Source organism: Bacillus sp. AR2-1 (assembly GCF_008368755.1).
GTDB classification, from domain to species: Bacteria; Bacillota; Bacilli; order Bacillales; family Bacillaceae_G; genus Bacillus_A; species Bacillus_A wiedmannii.
The window spans coordinates 158,917-175,284 of sequence record NZ_QORY01000019.1; the positions used below are offsets into that span (position 1 = coordinate 158,917).

Here is a 16,368-nt window from a genome sequence, read left to right on the forward strand (position 1 = left end):
CAATTATTTGTTCATTATGAGGTCATTCTCACTTTCTTTCCTGTTGTTGTCCACTTACCGCGGCAAGGGCTATACACGAGTTCATTAAACTGCAACACATTTAGATCACGTTGTATCGTTCGCGGTGTGATCCCGAACTCATCTACAAGGTCTTTCGTCGTTACCGTTCCGTTTTCATTGATGTACATATAAATTGATTTAATGCGTGTTAGCATACGAGTAGTTGTAGGTTTCAAGAGAAAACCACTCCTCTACTAGTTTTTTTGACCCCATTCAGGAAAGAAGGTCGTTACTACCATTGTACTCTACATGATAAAATTCATGCTTTAATCTACTTAAATTTTACAGAAATTTAACAAATATTCATATAGAAAAATATTGGTAGTTGACATTGTATATATGGTCAGTCAACTAACACATAAAATTCTACGTAAAACGCCAAATTCCTGCAAATTTTTTTAGAAAAATAAAAGAAAAACTAATAAGAAATATCTGAAATATTACAATTGTTAGGTATTTAAGTTTCGTATATGGCATAAGAGATTTCGGTTTGTTATGATGAAAGAAACAATATAGTGAAGGATGGATGCGTGATGTCAGCGATTAATTGGACAGAAGAAGTTGCAAAACGAAAAGATGATTTAATTTGTGATACACAACAATTTTTACAAATTAAAAGTGTATGGGAAGAAGAATCAGCGAAAGAGGGCGCACCATTCGGTGAAGGTGTAGAAAAAGCTTTATCTTTCATGTTACATAAAGGAGAAACTGAAGGTTTTGCTTCTAAAAATTTAGAAGGGTATGCAGGTCATCTTGAAATGGGACAAGGAGAAGAGTTAGTAGGTATTCTTTGTCACGTTGATGTTGTGCCAGAAGGAGATGGCTGGACGACTCCGGCATATAGTGCAGATATTCGCGATGGAAAGATTTTTGCACGTGGTGCAATTGACGATAAAGGCCCAACGATGGCAGCTTATTATGCGATGAAAATTGTGAAAGAATTAGGTTTGCCTCTTTCAAAACGCGTTCGCATGATTTTAGGAACAGATGAGGAAAGCAATTGGAAATGTGTAGATCACTATTTTAAAAACGAAGAAATGCCAACAATCGGTTTTGCGCCAGACGCAGATTTTCCAATTATTAATGCAGAAAAAGGAATTTCTGATATACAAGTTGTGCAAAGTGGTAGTGAAGAAAAGAAAGGTACATATGAACTTGTTTCATTTGAATCAGGTCGCCGTTTAAATATGGTTCCTGATTTTGCAGAAGCGATTATTACAGGAGAAGATGTAAATGCACTTACAGTAGCATATGAAGAGTATTTACAAACTGCTAAAAAAATAGGTGAAGCAATTGTAGAAGGTAATACGGTGACGTTGCAAATTAAAGGGATTTCAGCTCACGGATCTACTCCAGAGAAGGGTGAGAATGCAGGTTTATTACTGGCAAACTTCTTAACTACAGTTGCTCTTGATGGAAAAGGGTCTTCGTTTGCATCGTTTGTAACAGAAACATTTACAGGAGATATTTTAGGAGAGAAAGCTGGTATTTCTTATAAAGACGATATTAGCGGACCGTTAACTGTGAATGTTGGTCGCCTTTCTTATACGAAAGAGAATGGTGGTAATTTAGGATTAAATGTACGTTACCCGGTTACGACTAACTTTGACGAAATGATTGCAAAGTTAAAAGAATACGTTGGTAATCATGGATTTAAAGTGGCGGATTATTCAAACTCTCGCCCGCATCATGTTGATAAAGACCACGTGTTAATTCGTACGTTGCAGCGCGTATATGAAGAACAAACAGGAGAAAAAGCAGAACTATTAGCAATCGGCGGTGGTACTTACGCTCGTTCATTGAAAGCTGGCGTTGCGTTTGGTCCGTTGTTCCCTGGAAAAGAAGAACTTGCGCATCAAAAAGACGAATACATTGAAATTGAAGACTTATTAAAAGCAACAGCAATTTACGCGCAAGCAATTCATGAATTAGCGAAGTAATGGATATATAAATAAGAAGAGGCCGTCCCGATACATATTTTGGGACGGTTTTCTGTTACGTATAGGTTGCTTTTCTTATCGTATTTAGTTGTTAAGTCGATATAATTTCATTTATCCCGCATTAACGGGCAGTAAGACCCCCACTTTAAAATTTAGCGAAAGCGAAGAAGTTAGGTGGGGATCAACTGCCCGTAAAAGCCCGATTGGTGAGGGCTGATAATCAGTAGGGGATGGACAAAACCCCCACTGATTAAAGTTTCATTTTATTAACGCGACCCTAACTTGGTTAGACTTGTAGGGAAGTTTGATTCTATTTAATTGAATGAGATAAGAAAGAAAAGCAACAATAGAAAGAAGGAGAAGATGTACATGGAGCCGCATTATTTTGTCGCGATTACGTTACCGAATCATATAAAAGAAGTGCTGTCTAACTATAAAGAGGAAATGCAGGAGGAATTACCATTTCGTTCATGGGTACATAAAGAAGACTACCATATTACCCTTTCATTTTTAGGTAGTGCAACAGAGGAACAATTAGAAGGAATAAAGAATGGATTACAAACCCTTACAGAAACGCAAGAACTAGCGTTCACATTACAAGGATTTTCTACGTTCGGTATGGAAGATAGGCCGCGTATTTTTTGGTCGAAGGTAAGCGAGAATTACGATTTGCTTCAATTACAAAAGCAAGTGCACGCTATGTGTGAAGGGAATGGATTTTCTTTAGAAGCGCGCCCGTATCATCCGCATATTACTGTTGCTCGTAAATGGGTAGGAGAAGAGAAGTTTGATTTAGAACATATAAAGGAAGTACCTGAAATATCATTTCAAGCGGATACGATTACTTTATACGAATCTCACGTGAAGGAGACACCGAAGTATAAAGCGATTGCTGAAATAAAATTACAAAAATAGAATGTATGAAAACGTTTTTTATACAGGTGAATATACTATAGAGAATAATGAGTTACTGTATAGGGCTTCGATGATAAGAAAAGTCTTATCATTTGCAGCTCGTTTCATCCCTCTATTTGCGGGCAGTAAGACTCCTAACTTAAAATTAGGATCAAGCAAAGAAGTTAGGTGGGAGATCAACTGCCCATAAAGGCCCAATTGGTGAAGGCTAATAATCAGTGGGGTAAAGCTTTCACGCTGATTAAAGTTTCACTTTATTTTAACTTTAAGAATGATGGTGATTTTTTTATGTTGAAAGTAAAACGTCCATTTGATGCCTATTTAGATGAAATGAATAAAATTACAATTTTGCTCCCACATGCGTATGGAACAAGCCGGACATTTCGTTTGCAAGAAGGAAGTAACGTGAAAGATTTACCGATTGCTCATACAATTGCGCTTCCGGATGCAACGAAGTATGAGTGCTTTATAGAAGAGCCGCTAGATGTGGGGAAGTATTATACAGTACGAGATGAACGGAATGAAGAAACAGATTTACAAATAGGTGCTGTCATAAGAACAGCGATTTTCGATGAAAAGTATTATTACGAAGGTACAGATTTAGGGGCTGTTTATCAAAAAGAAGCAACGACATTTAAAGTATGGGCTCCAACTGCGAGGCTTGCGAAAGTAAGGATTTATAAAAGTGATAAAGAATATACCGATCATGAAATGTATAGAGGAGAAAGTGGGGTTTGGACTCATACATTACAAGGTAATTTAGCTGAAGAAAAGTATACATTTCTTGTTTGTATTAATTTAATATGGAATGAAGCAGTGGATCCTTACGCAAAGTCAGTGACTGTAAATGGGAAGTACGGCGTTGTTATCGATTTGGAAAAGACAAATGTAACAAGACGAGAGCAATTACCACCATTACACGCAATGACAGATGCCATACTGTATGAACTGCATATTCGTGATGCCACTATTCATAAGGGCAGTGGAGTGAGTAAAAAAGGAACATATAAAGGGCTAATGGAAGAAGGGACAACAGGGCGAAATGGGACGTTAACAGGCTTGTCTCATATAAAAGATTTGGGTGTTACACATGTTGAATTATTGCCTTTATATTGTTTCGGTGGTGTAGATGAGGCGAATCCTTCTTCTGCATATAATTGGGGTTACAATCCATTATATTACAATGCGCCTACGGGATTTTATGCTACAAACCCTTCTGACCCGTATAACAGGATAGTAGAGTGTAAGCAACTAATTGAAACATTTCATGAGCACGGCATTAGGGTGATTATAGATGTTGTATACAATCATGTGTATGAAAGAGAGCTATCATCATTTGAAAAGCTTGTCCCAGGATATTATTTTCGTCATGGTGAAGATGGTATGCCTTCTAATGGGACGGGAGTCGGGAATGATATAGCATCTGAACGGAAAATGATGAGGAAATTTATTGTAGAGTCTATTTTATATTGGCTTACTGAATACAATGTTGATGGATTCCGATTCGACTTAATGGGAATTTTAGATGTTGATACAATGAATATAATAGAAAAAGAAGTACGAAACATAAAGCGAGATGCATTGTTATTAGGAGAAGGGTGGGAGCTACAAACACCACTTCCTCTAGAGGAAAAAGCAACGTTAAATAACGCAAAGAAAATGCCGCATATTGCGCAATTTAATGATCAATTTCGTGATGGGATAAAAGGGAGTACCTTTCATATAAATAAGCGTGGTTTTGCATTTGGTGGGCATGTAGACTGTAATCATTTGCAGTATATAGCATCGGGAAGTCTTTTGAGTATGAAAGAAACAGGTCTGTTTCTAGAGCCTGTGCAAAGCATTAACTATGTAGAATGTCATGACAATATGACGATGTGGGATAAACTAATGCGGAGTAATGAAGAACCAGAAGAGATTTTGAAAAAACGTCACCTTCTAGCGAGCGCAATGGTGATTCTTTCGCAAGGCATCCCTTTCTTACATGCTGGGCAAGAGTTTTATCGTACGAAGCAAGGAAATGAAAATAGTTATAATGCAAATGATGAAATTAATCAATTAGATTGGGATCAAAAAGAGGAAGAGATAGAGACCGTTAACTATATAAAAGGTTTAATTGCGATTCGCAAAGAGCACAGAGCATTCCGATTACAAAACGCAGACCTTATAAAAAAGCACATGACTTTTTTGCAAACATCTCCAGAAGTACTTGCATATCACCTAGAGCATGCAGAATCATTTGGACCGTGGAAAGAGATTATAGTTTTATTTAATAGCGGTTTAGAAGCTAAAACGGTGCAACTTCCGAAAGAAGAAACGTGGCATGTGTTAGTAAACGAAAAGCAAGCGAAAATAGAGCCAATTTCTTCATTTAGAGGAAAGGAACTTAGGCTCGCTCCGATTAGCACGTATATATTGACGATAATGTGACAAATCGCTACTTGACGATGAGAATGTAATAAATGTAGAATTGACAAAGGTGACGATTTTGATAAGTTGTCATTCTATGACAGGTTTTGTAAAATAAAATAGAGAGTTTTTGGCTTATGCCAAGTTTTCTTTTCATTTACAGTAAAATATATGAATCCACAACATATGTAGAAATGTTGCGGTTTTTCTTTTCATAACTATAAAAGATAAGGATTTGTTAACGGGTAATGAATATGGAATGGTTGGAACAATTATTAGGAAAAGAGTGGAGTCTTGTACCGGCTGGTGGAGTAACGGGCGATGCGTATATTGCGCAAAACGGACAACAGAAGTTATTTTTAAAGCGGAATACATCGCCCTTTTTAGCGGTATTGTCAGCAGAAGGAATTGTTCCAAAATTACTTTGGACAAGAAGGGTAACGAACGGTGATGTAATTTCTGCTCAAAAATGGCTTCCGGGACAGAAGCTAGAGCCAGAGGATATGAAACTAGAACGTGTTGCGAAACTTTTGAAGAAAATACACTCTTCTAAAGCGCTTGTACAGATGATTCAAAGACTTGGGAAGCAGCCGCTTCACGCACAAGAGTTATTACAACAACTGCAACTTGTTTTAAGAGGAGATATAAGGGATGATGAAACAATTCAGCAAGGCCTTCAATATTTAATGGATTCATTAAAAGATATTGAATACAATGAATTCGTTGTATGCCATTGTGATGTGAACCATAACAACTGGCTATTGTCGGATGAAGATGAGTTGTTTTTAATTGATTGGGATGGAGCTGTAATTGCTGACCCAGCTCTAGACCTCGGTATGTTATTATATTGGTACATTCCGCGCCACGAATGGAGCGAGTGGCTCAAATATTATGATATTGAAATGGATGAATCGCTGCTTAGGCGTATGAGATGGTATGTAATAGCACAAACGATTTTGTCTATGCAATGGCACACAACAAAAAAACAGCAAGCAGAAGCTGAATATTGGCATCAATATTTACAGCAACTACTTGCTTCAGAGTAATACTTAAGAAAAATTGTCCATTCCAGCAATCCACTGAGTAAGTTGTTCTTGATTATTGGAAATGTGGTTGTCCAAATTAGAGGAAGATTTACCCGATTGACTATAAGAATATACATCGTTTAGCATTGCTTTAGCGTCACTACTTATACTATCGTTTGCGAGTAACGATTGAATGAGACGCTCTAATTGCTCGCATTCAGAAACTGTCCCGCAACAATCACTTTGGTGATTGACTAAAATATCTTTCAGCACTTCTAATTGATGTTGTTGATTAATTGGCATGAACGGATCATCCTTTCGATTGTTTTTCTCTTCAAATGTACGAGAAAAAGCTGTTTCGTCATGGAATGTTTAATGCTGTATGTAGTTTTTATCAAAATGGTACATCTTATACTTGAAAGAAACGGACCGAGTGCTCGTACGTACTTGGTTTTTTGTTTGGGAGATTGATTAAACAGAGAGAAGGAATTATTCCTTTAAAATAGCTATGTAAAGAGAGGGAGACATCTATGCGTTTAAGACATAAACCATATGCAATGGATCGAATTAATGAGTATTCACATATCGTAATTGGAAACCCAGAGGAGCGCGCGGGTAACTGGAAAGAAGTATTTGGAAATGAGCAACCAATTCATATTGAAGTAGGTACAGGTCGTGGCCGCTTTATGTACGATATGGCAAAAGCAAACCCACATATTAATTATATTGGAATTGAAAAATTCACAAGTGTTGTTGTAGATGCACTTGATAAATTAATTGAAGAAGAAGTACCGAACTTAAAGTTAATTAATAAAGATGCTGAAGATTTAACAGTTTTCTTTGCAAAAGGTGAGATTGACCGCGTTTATTTAAACTTCTCAGACCCATGGCCGAAGAATCGTCATACGAAGCGTCGTCTAACGTATAAAACATTTTTACGCAATTATGAAGAAGTGTTAGTAGAAGGTGGAGAAATTCATTTCAAAACAGATAACCAAGGTTTATTTGAATACTCTCTAATGAGTATGGCTGAGTATGGTATGTTATTAACTTACCTGAGCCTAGATCTTCATAATAGTGATTATGAAGGAAACATTATGACAGAATACGAAGAGAAATTCTCAAGTAAAGGTCATCGTATTTACCGAGTTGAAGCAAAATATCGCACAGAGCCTATGCAGTAATGCATAGGTTTTTTTTGTAACTAAAATAATCGGAATTTTATGTTAATATTGAAAGGAAAGGGGGATGAAAAATGGAACAGTTACAAATTGGAGATATAAAAGTGACGTGGCTAAAAGGCGGGAACACACATTTAGATGGAGGAGCAATGTTTGGTGTTGTACCGAAAGTGCTTTGGTCACGTAAATATAAACATAATGATACAAATCATATTTATTTACGAACAGATCCGTTACTTTTGCAAACGAAAGACGGTAATATGCTCATTGATTCCGGAATAGGAAACGGTAAATTGAATGAGAAGATGAAGCGAAATCAAGGTGTAACAGAAGAGTCATCGGTTTATAAATCATTAGAAAAACTAGATTTAAAACCTGAAGATATTCAGTATGTCTTAATGACACACCTGCATTTTGATCATGCATCTGGTTTAACGAAATGGGAAGGTGATCACCTTGTACCATCGTTTCCGAATGCGAAAGTTTACGTAAGCGAAACAGAATGGAATGAAATGAGGAACCCAAATATCAGGTCGCGCAATACATATTGGAAGGAAAATTGGGAGCCGATTGTAGATCAAGTTGCTACATTCCAGCAAGAAATAGAAATTACGGATGAAATAAAAATGGCGCATACAGGTGGTCATAGTGATGGACATGCAGTTATTGCTTTAGAAAGCAAAGGGGAAACGATGATTCATTTAGCAGACCTATTGCCGACGCACGCACATCAAAATGTACTATGGGTGATGGCCTACGATGATTATCCAATGACATCAATTGAAAATAAGAAAAAGTGGATGGAGTACGGCGCTGAAAACGATGCTTGGTTTACGTTTTATCATGACGCGTATTACCGTGCAGTAAAGTGGAATAAGGAAGGACATATTGTAGAAAAGATAGAGCGGAAAACGAGTGTAGAAGCATAAAAATAGGAGGTTGTTCCAGAATATTTGCTGGAGCAGCCTCCTATTTAGATATGCTATATAAATAATGAAGCATATCTCCATTATAATATTTAGTCATGAATTCTTTTTCTTTAATCATACCAAGCTTCTTAGCAACTTTTTGTGAAGCAATATTGTCATGTTTAATAATTGAATAGACTTTTGACAGTCCTAATTCATTAAAAGCATATTCTTTAATGCTTTTAGTAATTTCACTTGCGTAACCTTTATGCCAAAACTCTTTTTTTAACAAATATCCAATTTCTATGACCTGTTCAACATCGGTATCCTGCATACTTAAACCGGCATTTCCTATAAATTCATCAGTTTCTTTTAGATACATCCCCCATAAGCCAAAGCCAAAATCTTTATATCGTTTTATATTTCTATCTAACCAGGATTGAACATCAGCATCAGAAAAATTGTGCTCATAAGCATACATTACATCTGGATCTTGCAACATCATTTTTAAATCATCAAAATCATCTTGTCGTATTTCCTTTAGGCATAAGTATTCGGTTTCTAATATCATCTAACATCGATACTCCTTTTATTTCTTTCACAATTAAAAAATAAGAGGTTCACCTAATGGGAACCCTCCTTTTTATGCTGCTATAACCTCTAAAACAGTACCTGTTTTAGCATCAACTAAAAATTCAAATCGTTCTTGTATATCATCTAACATTGTTGTAAGACCGCCACGATAAACTTCGTATGCGACATCATATTTTTCAAATGCCTCTGGAACCATATGTACCCAAGAGCCAGTAATTTCACCTTTATGACTTAATGCTTGTTTCACCATTTTCAATGCTTTTTCTGAAGAAATATGGGATTGTTCTTGTACTTTGTTTGCAACAAGATAACCAGCTGCGAACCCAACGCCAAGACCTGCTACTAAACCTTTCCAGCTCATATATTCACCTCAATTCTATAAAATAAAAATAGTGTACCAATAATAATTATAAAGCAAATACAGTTAAAAAAGAAGAAACTAGAAACATTTCGAAAATTTCGTTACAATAAAAGAGGTATTCTACTAAGGTTTGAAAGAAGGGGACTTCGTGAATAAAGAGACATTACAATTATTTCGTACGTTAACAGAATTACAAGGTGCATCAGGTTTCGAACATGATGTACGCCGTTTTATGAAGCAAGAATTAAGCAAATATGCGGATGAAATTGTGCAAGACGGTTTAGGTAGCGTATTTGGTCTGAAAAAAGGGGACGAAACTGGCCCACGTGTTCTTGTAGCAGGTCATATGGATGAAGTAGGTTTCATGGTTACGCAAATTACGAAAAACGGGATGCTTCGTTTTCAAACGTTAGGCGGCTGGTGGAGTCAAGTGTTATTAGCGCAACGTGTACAAGTTATGACGAAGAATGGTCCTGTTATTGGGGTTGTTGGTTCTATTCCTCCTCATTTATTAAGTGACGCGCAACGTGCAAAACCGATGGATATAAAAAATATGTTAATTGATATAGGTGCAGATAGCTACGAAGATGCGATTGAGATTGGTGTAAAACCAGGACAACAAATCGTGCCAATCTGTCCGTTTACGCCGATGGCAAATGAAAAGAAAATTATGGCGAAAGCTTGGGACAACCGTTATGGATGTGGCCTTGCAATCGAATTATTAAAAGAATTAAAAGATGAAACATTACCAAACACATTATACTCTGGTGCGACTGTACAAGAAGAAGTTGGTCTTCGCGGTGCACAAACTGCTGCAAATATGATTCAACCAGACATTTTCTATGCGCTTGATGCAAGTCCAGCAAACGATGCATCTGGTGATAAAACGCAGTTCGGTCAATTAGGAAAAGGTGCTCTTCTTCGTATTTACGACCGTACAATGGTAACACATAGAGGAATGCGCGAATTCATTTTAGATACAGCAGAAACACACAACATTCCGTACCAATACTTTATTTCACAAGGTGGTACAGATGCGGGCCGTGTACATACAAGTAACTCAGGTATCCCATCAGCAGTAATTGGTGTTTGCGCACGTTACATTCATACACATGCTTCTATTTTACATGTTGATGATTATGCGGCAGCAAAAGAACTCATTACGAAGCTTGTAAGAGCAACGGATAAAACGACGTTAGAGACAATTAAGAATAACGCGTAGAGGAGAAGGGCGAAAAACCCTTCTTTTTTTAGGTTGAATAGATGCCCCAGCGGTGTGTGGTGGCGGTTGGTGCTTAATAGGTGCTCGAATGGTGTATTAAGACCGCGGGTAGAAAGAAAGAAGAAGCCTGTTTTTTTGTTTAGGACCAATAATATTGCGGAAAGCCATCTTCTTTTATAGGTAGAAGGGATTCCACTGTGGTGTGTGATAGTGGTTGGTACTTAATTTGTGCCGAAGCGGATATTGGATGGAACAAAATGATGAATTTTTATAGAGGTGAACGAAATGAAAGTAGTAGTTGGATCGAAGAATAAAACGAAAGTTGGTGCTGTGGAGAAGGTTTGGAAAGATGCTACAATTACATCTCTTTCTGTTCCTTCAGGGGTAGCAAATCAGCCGTTTACAGATGAAGAGACGATGCAAGGAGCGGTTAATAGAGCGAAGCGAGCGCTACAAGAAGGAGAAGCTCAAATTGGTATTGGATTAGAAGGTGGCGTAATGAAAACGGAGCACGGTTTATTTATGTGTAACTGGGGCGCGCTAGCAACAAATACCGGTAAAACATTCGTTGCAGGCGGTGCACGTATTAAGTTACCAGATGATTTTTTAGCACCTCTTGAAGATGGCAAGGAGTTAAGTGAAGTGATGGAAGAGTTTGTACAAAGAAAAGATATTCGTAGTCACGAAGGTGCTATCGGTATTTTTACAGATGATTATGTCGACCGCACGGAATTATTTGTACACGTTGTTAAGTTACTTGTTGGGCAATATAAGTATGACGAAAAGCAAGCATAAACCTTGCACCATGCGCGATGTATGGTAGTATAAAAGAAAGATTATAACATGAAAAAATGCACTCGTTAGAGGAGGAAATATAGATGAAATCATTAGAAAGCATGGAGCAATTCCAACAATTGAAAAATGAAGAGAATGTAGTCTTTATGTTCTCAGCAGAATGGTGCCCAGACTGCCGTTTTGTAGACCCGTTTATGCCAGAAGTAGAAGAGAAATATAGTGATTTCTCATTTTACTATGTAGATCGTGATGAGTTTATTGATCTATGCGTAAAATTAGACGTATTTGGCATTCCGAGCTTTGTAGCGTACAATAAGGGTGAAGAAACAGGTCGCTATGTAAACAAAGATCGTAAAACACAAGAGCAAATCGAAGAGTTCATTGAAGGTTTAAAATAAGGCAATTTGCCAATTGAATTGTAAAACAACCTCTACCTTCGCGGGGGAGGTTATTTTTTTGGAAGGGAGGAAAAAGAGATGAAGATGACAAGTAAAAAGATGAAAGACGAGTTAATGAAGAAATTATCTCGCCCAGAATGGGACTTTCAGTATGATAGCGAGAAAGAAGTTCTACGTATAGAACAGAAAGACTCGAAAAAAGGTATTAACGTATCGCTTCCAGGAGTTGTGGCAAAATGGGAAGTGAATAAAGAAAAAGCAATTGAAGAGGTTGCTTATTACGTACAAGAAGCGTTAATTGCGATGCATAAAGAAGAAAATAGCGCAGCGAAAATTTTACCTGTTATTCGCTCTACTTCTTTCCCGAAACAAGCAGAAGAAGGAAATCCGTTTATTATGACGGATCATACGGCGGAAACACGTATTTACTACGCGTTAGATTCGAATAAAACGTATCGACTCATTGATGAGCGTCTATTACAAAAATTAGAACTTACAGAGCAACAAGTGCGTGAGATGGCATTATTCAACGCTCGCTCATTAGGTTATGAATTTAAACAAGAAACAGTAGCAGGGAATACATTCTACTTTTTAAACACAAATGATGGGTATGATGCGACGCGTATTTTAAACGAATCGTTACTACAATCGATGCGTGAAAAGATTTCTGGTGACATGGTTGTTGCTGTTCCTCACCAAGATGTATTAATTATTGCTGATATCGTCAACGAAATCGGTTATGATATTATTGCACAAATGACAATGAAATTTTTTGCCGAAGGGCATGTTCCGATTACATCACTTTCATTCGTATATGAAGATGGAGACTTCGAGCCAATCTTTATTTTAGCGAAGAATCGGAAGAAGACAGACGGAAAAGAGAAAGGATGAACGAAGTGAACGTTTTTTACAACCTTGAAGGAATTGGTGACACTCTAATTGTTGCCTTACAAGATATTACTTTAGAGAACCGTACTTTTGATCGCAAAGGAGATGTTGCACGCGTATACGATCGTGAAAGCAATGTAACAGCAGGATTCAACATCTTTAATGCGTCTTCTTACTTAGAGGTAAAAGAAACAGGTAACCTAACATTAACGAAAGAATTTGTAGAAAAAATCAACGGGATTTTAGCGAAGAACGGCTTTGAAGAAAAAGTAGAAGCAGATCTTTCTCCAAAATTTGTTGTAGGCTATGTAGCTGAAAAAGAGAAGCATCCAAATGCTGATAAGCTAAACATTTGTAAAGTAGAAATCGGTACAGAAACATTACAAATCGTATGTGGCGCACCGAACGTTGATGCAGGACAAAAAGTTGTCGTTGCAAAAATCGGCGCTGTAATGCCAAGCGGTATGTTAATTAAACCAGCTGAACTTCGCGGTGTTCCTTCTTCTGGAATGATTTGTTCAGCACGTGAATTAGAGCTTCCAGATGCTCCACAAGAAAAAGGTATTCTTGTATTAGAAGATAGCTTTGAAGTTGGACAAGAGTTCAAATTTTAATTGATGTAAGAAAAGAGAGGTTGTCCTTTTGGACAGCCTCTCTTTTCTGTTGAATCATTGATATATTGCGAGTTGTGACAGATATATTCAAAAAAATCGTTCATATGATAAGGATGTCACCTTTTTTCTCAAAAACTATATTGTATTTTATAAACAAACTAGTTAAAATTTAGAAAAATAGAAGGGGATAGACGTATGAAACAACAACTAAAAATTGCAGAACTTCTGAAACGAATTGAAACTTCAAAACAGCAAGATATCGAACTAGGTTCCTATGAAATATATGTGTTTAGCGAAAATGAATTAGAAAAAGGACAAATCGGTTATCGATATGATAAACATAAAAATTCATTAATAAGTGAAGAACATGGAAAATGGAAAGAAGAATGGATTGTTATCGGATACGAAACAGATATGGGGGATCCGATTTTCGTAAATGTGGCTGATGGTGCGTATTTAGTTTATACGGCAGAGCGTGGTACAGAAACATGGCAACCCGTTCATATTGGAAATATGGATGAGATTATAAAACAATTATAAAAAACTTTGAGACCGGTGCAAAGTGATGGGAGAAACACATGAAGTATATAAAAATAATGAGCATGATCGCATTCATTGGAATATATATGGGAGGTTGTTCGCAAGAAGAGCCGAAAAAAGAAGTAACATCTTCTATGCAGGAAAAAAACAAAGATAACAAGGAAGACGCACCGGTAGAAAAGCAGCAAGAAGAGCAAGAAAAGAAAGAAAAGAAAGAAGAACCGCTAGCAGTTCAAACGAATGAGCAAGTGGAGCAGAAGCAGGAGGAAGTGCTGGCTGAAGAAAAGAAAGAGGAAGCTACGCCAGCGCAGCCAACAGAGCAACCGCTGCAAAATAATGAACAAAAAGTAGAGAGTAATGAAAAACAAGGAAAGTTTCTTGTTGTTATTGATCCAGGGCATCAACAAAAAGCAAATTTAAATTTGGAGCCAATCGGGCCAGGAGCAACGACGCAAAAATATAAAGTGACAGATGGTACAACTGGTGTTGTGACGAAAAAAAGAGAGGCTGTTCTTGTATTAGAAATGGCTTCCGTATTAAAAGAAAAGTTAGAAGCAAAGGGAATACAAGTATTAATGACGAGAACGTCACAAGATGTGGATATAAGTAATAAAGAACGCGCGACATTTGCGAATGAACATAAGGCGAATTTATTTTTACGTCTTCATGCAGATGGCTCTGAAAATCCGAATCAAAGTGGATTTGCTGTATTAACGCCGGCAGAAGGAAGTCCGTACACGAAAGAGATTTATGCTGAAAGTCTTCAAATCTCTCAAACGATTGTAAATAAAATGAGAGAGAATCATCAAGTGAAAGTAAATGGAATTAAATTCAGGGATGACCTTTCTGGATTTAATTGGGCAAAGGTTCCTGGCGTACTATTAGAACTTGGATTTATGTCAAATTCTGAAGAAGATAAAAAATTATCTGACCCACAGTATGTAAATTCTTTATTGCAAAGTGTAACGGATAGTGTAGATGAGTATCGGAAGAGTAAAGCTTAAACGCAGTCTTACATGGAAGGCTGCGTTTTTCCATATGAAAACACTCGTAAATTAGAATGTTATGGATAAATATGACATGCTTAATTTTACCTGCACTTTTTGCCGAATGCTGATACAATAAAGGATGTTACTATTTAGTAGAAAGAGTGGTAAGCATGTTAGATTGGATGAAAAAGCTGTTTAACAAAGAGGAAGAACAAACAGCGATAAATAAAGAAGTACCAAAGCAAATCGAAAGTCAGCCGAAGATCCCTCGTGTAAACCACTACACTGAAGCAAGAGAAGCACAAATGGCAAGTCGGAATGCAGGTAAATGCCGTTTTCCATTAGTACCGGATAATGGGTTCGATGAAGAGGATGTTATAGCAACAGGGCATTTTGAAGAACAACCTGTTCAAGTTGTAACATATGAAAATCAGCCTACTCAAAGAGGGGTCAAAGTGGAAAGAAGTAGACGACAGTATGTGGAAAAAGTAGTTTCTACATATGAAGAGCCGGCAGTACAATATAAACCGGAGAGAGAGCCTGTCGTAAAGAAAGCATCTGCACCTTCGCAAGAAAGTAACCGTAGACCATTTCGTCCAACAGAAATGATCTCGCCAATTTACGGATATAATCGTCCTTCTGTAGAGAAAAAGGTAGAAAAGCAGGAGGAAAAAAAGGAAAGAGAAGATCTTGAAATATCTGTAGAGGGCAAATCAGTCGTTGATGCATGGTTAGAGAAAAAAGGATATACATTATCTGATTTCTCAGAAGGACAAGCAACGAATTCTTCCAGTCATGAAGGTGTTGATCAGCGAGATCAACAAAGTAAAAAGGAAGAAAAGTCAGTTGTCGATCAATGGCTAGAGAAAAACGGTTATGAAATTGAACGCCAAGAGCCTATAGTAGAAGAAAAAGAAGTGGTTCAAGAAATTAGTGCACAGCAGGCAGTTCCAGCGGGTGAAGTACCTCATCAAACAATTGCTGAGCGTATGGAAGATGCTAAGCAAGAAAGTGATGTAGTGGTCAAAAACATTCTACAAACAGAATTAGTAGATTCTAAAGTAGAGCACGAGGATACAATATTATCAGAAGAAACTAAACGTAATACAGAAATAGAACAACCTACTATTGAAGTAGAAAAGCAAGCTCCAGAAGAATCAGTGATTGTCAAAGCAGAAGAAAAACTTGAAGAAACAATCATCGTGGAAATACCAGAAGAAGTGGAAGTAATTGCAGAAACAGAAGAGCCAGAAGAAGTGGAAGTAATTGCAGAAGCAGAAGAGCTAGAAGAAGTGGAAGTAATTACGGAAGCAGAAGAGTTAGAAAAAGTGGAAGTAATTGCAGAAACAGAAGAGTCAGAAGAAGTAGAACCTGTAGCACTTGAGGAAACACAGCAAGAAATGGTTTTAAATGAAGCAATTGAACAAACGAATGAATTCATACATGTTGCAGAGGCTGAAGAACAAGCGAAGAAAGATGTTCAAAGCTTTGCGGATGTTTTAATTGCAGAAGAACAACGAGTTGTAGAA

17 protein-coding genes and 1 pseudogene are annotated in these 16,368 nt (G+C 37.2%); 14 read left to right on the plus strand and 4 right to left on the minus strand.

All coding sequences use genetic code 11. The features are described 5' to 3' along the window. Nucleotides 1–14: 14 nt before the first annotated feature. A complete protein-coding gene (locus DT250_RS22630) occupies nt 15–236 on the minus strand; it encodes a DeoR family transcriptional regulator (protein ID WP_000805512.1) in 222 nt (73 codons plus the stop codon). A gap of 357 nt (nt 237–593) precedes the next feature. Here DT250_RS22630 and pepV point away from each other — a divergent pair, with 357 nt between their 5' ends. The 4 genes from pepV to DT250_RS22655 all read left to right on the plus strand — a co-directional run bounded on the left by pepV (nt 594) and on the right by DT250_RS22655 (nt 6,370). After that, nucleotides 594–2,000, plus strand: a complete 1,407-nt coding sequence (gene pepV / locus DT250_RS22635) for a dipeptidase PepV (RefSeq protein WP_147786586.1) — start codon at nt 594–596, stop codon at nt 1,998–2,000. Nucleotides 2,001–2,369: 369 nt separating this feature from the next. Further along, nucleotides 2,370–2,915 carry an RNA 2',3'-cyclic phosphodiesterase gene (gene thpR / locus DT250_RS22640; RefSeq protein ID WP_098147795.1) on the plus strand — a complete coding sequence of 182 codons (546 nt, stop codon included), beginning with the start codon at nt 2,370–2,372 and terminating at the stop codon, nt 2,913–2,915. Between the two features lie 288 nt (nt 2,916–3,203). Beyond that, the gene (pulA, locus tag DT250_RS22650) at nt 3,204–5,345 is read left to right on the plus strand and encodes a type I pullulanase (RefSeq protein WP_060486711.1); all 2,142 of its coding nucleotides are present in this window, start codon (nt 3,204–3,206) and stop codon (nt 5,343–5,345) included. A 227-nt stretch (nt 5,346–5,572) separates the two neighbouring features. Then, nucleotides 5,573–6,370 (plus strand): phosphotransferase family protein, encoded by a 798-nt coding sequence (locus tag DT250_RS22655; RefSeq protein WP_087984845.1) that lies wholly within the window; start codon nt 5,573–5,575, stop codon nt 6,368–6,370. Nucleotides 6,371–6,373: 3 nt separating this feature from the next. On the opposite strand, the gene DT250_RS22660 is transcribed toward DT250_RS22655, so the two are convergent. Then, nucleotides 6,374–6,652, minus strand: coding sequence for a YtzH-like family protein (locus DT250_RS22660; RefSeq protein WP_001122236.1), 279 nt, complete (start codon nt 6,650–6,652; stop codon nt 6,374–6,376). A gap of 227 nt (nt 6,653–6,879) precedes the next feature. On the opposite strand from DT250_RS22660, the gene trmB reads away from it, so the two are divergent. Then, entirely contained in the window at nt 6,880–7,533 is a 654-nt protein-coding gene (trmB, locus tag DT250_RS22665; RefSeq protein WP_001239384.1) for a tRNA (guanosine(46)-N7)-methyltransferase TrmB, read from the plus strand. Between the two features lie 71 nt (nt 7,534–7,604). Further along, nucleotides 7,605–8,459, plus strand: a complete 855-nt coding sequence (locus DT250_RS22670; protein WP_149213732.1) for a YtnP family quorum-quenching lactonase — start codon at nt 7,605–7,607, stop codon at nt 8,457–8,459. 40 nt (nt 8,460–8,499) lie between these two features. Here the strand turns inward: DT250_RS22670 and DT250_RS22675 are convergent, their stop codons facing one another. Both DT250_RS22675 and DT250_RS22680 read right to left on the minus strand, forming a co-directional pair. Next, a complete protein-coding gene (locus DT250_RS22675) occupies nt 8,500–9,009 on the minus strand; it encodes a GNAT family N-acetyltransferase (protein WP_149213733.1) in 510 nt (169 codons plus the stop codon). A gap of 72 nt (nt 9,010–9,081) precedes the next feature. Further along, entirely contained in the window at nt 9,082–9,393 is a 312-nt protein-coding gene (locus DT250_RS22680; protein ID WP_048540743.1) for a PepSY domain-containing protein, read from the minus strand. A gap of 148 nt (nt 9,394–9,541) precedes the next feature. Between DT250_RS22680 and DT250_RS22685 the strand changes: the two genes are divergently transcribed. From DT250_RS22685 to DT250_RS22720, 8 genes and pseudogenes are all read left to right on the plus strand, one after another. Next, nucleotides 9,542–10,615, plus strand: a complete 1,074-nt coding sequence (locus DT250_RS22685; protein WP_001031515.1) for a M42 family metallopeptidase — start codon at nt 9,542–9,544, stop codon at nt 10,613–10,615. A gap of 285 nt (nt 10,616–10,900) precedes the next feature. After that, nucleotides 10,901–11,410, plus strand: coding sequence for a DUF84 family protein (locus DT250_RS22690; RefSeq protein WP_147786589.1), 510 nt, complete (start codon nt 10,901–10,903; stop codon nt 11,408–11,410). An 83-nt stretch (nt 11,411–11,493) separates the two neighbouring features. Next, nucleotides 11,494–11,808 (plus strand): thioredoxin family protein, encoded by a 315-nt coding sequence (locus DT250_RS22695; RefSeq protein ID WP_000838193.1) that lies wholly within the window; start codon nt 11,494–11,496, stop codon nt 11,806–11,808. A gap of 78 nt (nt 11,809–11,886) precedes the next feature. Further along, nucleotides 11,887–12,699, plus strand: a complete 813-nt coding sequence (locus tag DT250_RS22700) for a DUF1444 domain-containing protein (protein WP_000784602.1) — start codon at nt 11,887–11,889, stop codon at nt 12,697–12,699. Continuing rightward, a complete protein-coding gene (gene ytpR / locus DT250_RS22705; protein ID WP_048540736.1) occupies nt 12,696–13,310 on the plus strand; it encodes a YtpR family tRNA-binding protein in 615 nt (204 codons plus the stop codon). Before DT250_RS22700 ends, ytpR begins: the two co-directional genes overlap by 4 nt. 195 nt (nt 13,311–13,505) lie before the next feature. Further along, entirely contained in the window at nt 13,506–13,850 is a 345-nt protein-coding gene (locus DT250_RS22710) for a thiamine transporter (protein WP_087984841.1), read from the plus strand. A 38-nt stretch (nt 13,851–13,888) separates the two neighbouring features. Beyond that, complete coding sequence (locus DT250_RS22715) at nt 13,889–14,854, plus strand: N-acetylmuramoyl-L-alanine amidase (RefSeq protein ID WP_149213734.1); 966 nt, start codon at nt 13,889–13,891, stop codon at nt 14,852–14,854. A gap of 155 nt (nt 14,855–15,009) precedes the next feature. Further along, nucleotides 15,010–16,368, plus strand: a pseudogene (locus tag DT250_RS22720) (DNA translocase FtsK); the annotation flags it as partial.

Excerpts from the sequence above, each read along its gene's own strand:
- pepV (WP_147786586.1), top strand. The coding sequence starts at position 594 with ATGTCAGCGATTAATTGGACAGAAGAAGTTGCAAAACGAAAAGATGAT.
- thpR (WP_098147795.1), top strand. The coding sequence starts at position 2,370 with ATGGAGCCGCATTATTTTGTCGCGATTACGTTACCGAATCATATAAAA.
- pulA (WP_060486711.1), top strand. The coding sequence starts at position 3,204 with ATGTTGAAAGTAAAACGTCCATTTGATGCCTATTTAGATGAAATGAAT.
- DT250_RS22655 (WP_087984845.1), top strand. The coding sequence starts at position 5,573 with ATGAATATGGAATGGTTGGAACAATTATTAGGAAAAGAGTGGAGTCTT.
- DT250_RS22660 (WP_001122236.1), bottom strand. The coding sequence starts at position 6,652 with ATGCCAATTAATCAACAACATCAATTAGAAGTGCTGAAAGATATTTTA.
- trmB (WP_001239384.1), top strand. The coding sequence starts at position 6,880 with ATGCGTTTAAGACATAAACCATATGCAATGGATCGAATTAATGAGTAT.
- DT250_RS22670 (WP_149213732.1), top strand. The coding sequence starts at position 7,605 with ATGGAACAGTTACAAATTGGAGATATAAAAGTGACGTGGCTAAAAGGC.
- DT250_RS22675 (WP_149213733.1), bottom strand. The coding sequence starts at position 9,009 with ATGATATTAGAAACCGAATACTTATGCCTAAAGGAAATACGACAAGAT.
- DT250_RS22680 (WP_048540743.1), bottom strand. The coding sequence starts at position 9,393 with ATGAGCTGGAAAGGTTTAGTAGCAGGTCTTGGCGTTGGGTTCGCAGCT.
- DT250_RS22690 (WP_147786589.1), top strand. The coding sequence starts at position 10,901 with ATGAAAGTAGTAGTTGGATCGAAGAATAAAACGAAAGTTGGTGCTGTG.
- DT250_RS22695 (WP_000838193.1), top strand. The coding sequence starts at position 11,494 with ATGAAATCATTAGAAAGCATGGAGCAATTCCAACAATTGAAAAATGAA.
- DT250_RS22700 (WP_000784602.1), top strand. The coding sequence starts at position 11,887 with ATGAAGATGACAAGTAAAAAGATGAAAGACGAGTTAATGAAGAAATTA.
- ytpR (WP_048540736.1), top strand. The coding sequence starts at position 12,696 with ATGAACGAAGTGAACGTTTTTTACAACCTTGAAGGAATTGGTGACACT.
- DT250_RS22710 (WP_087984841.1), top strand. The coding sequence starts at position 13,506 with ATGAAACAACAACTAAAAATTGCAGAACTTCTGAAACGAATTGAAACT.
- DT250_RS22715 (WP_149213734.1), top strand. The coding sequence starts at position 13,889 with ATGAAGTATATAAAAATAATGAGCATGATCGCATTCATTGGAATATAT.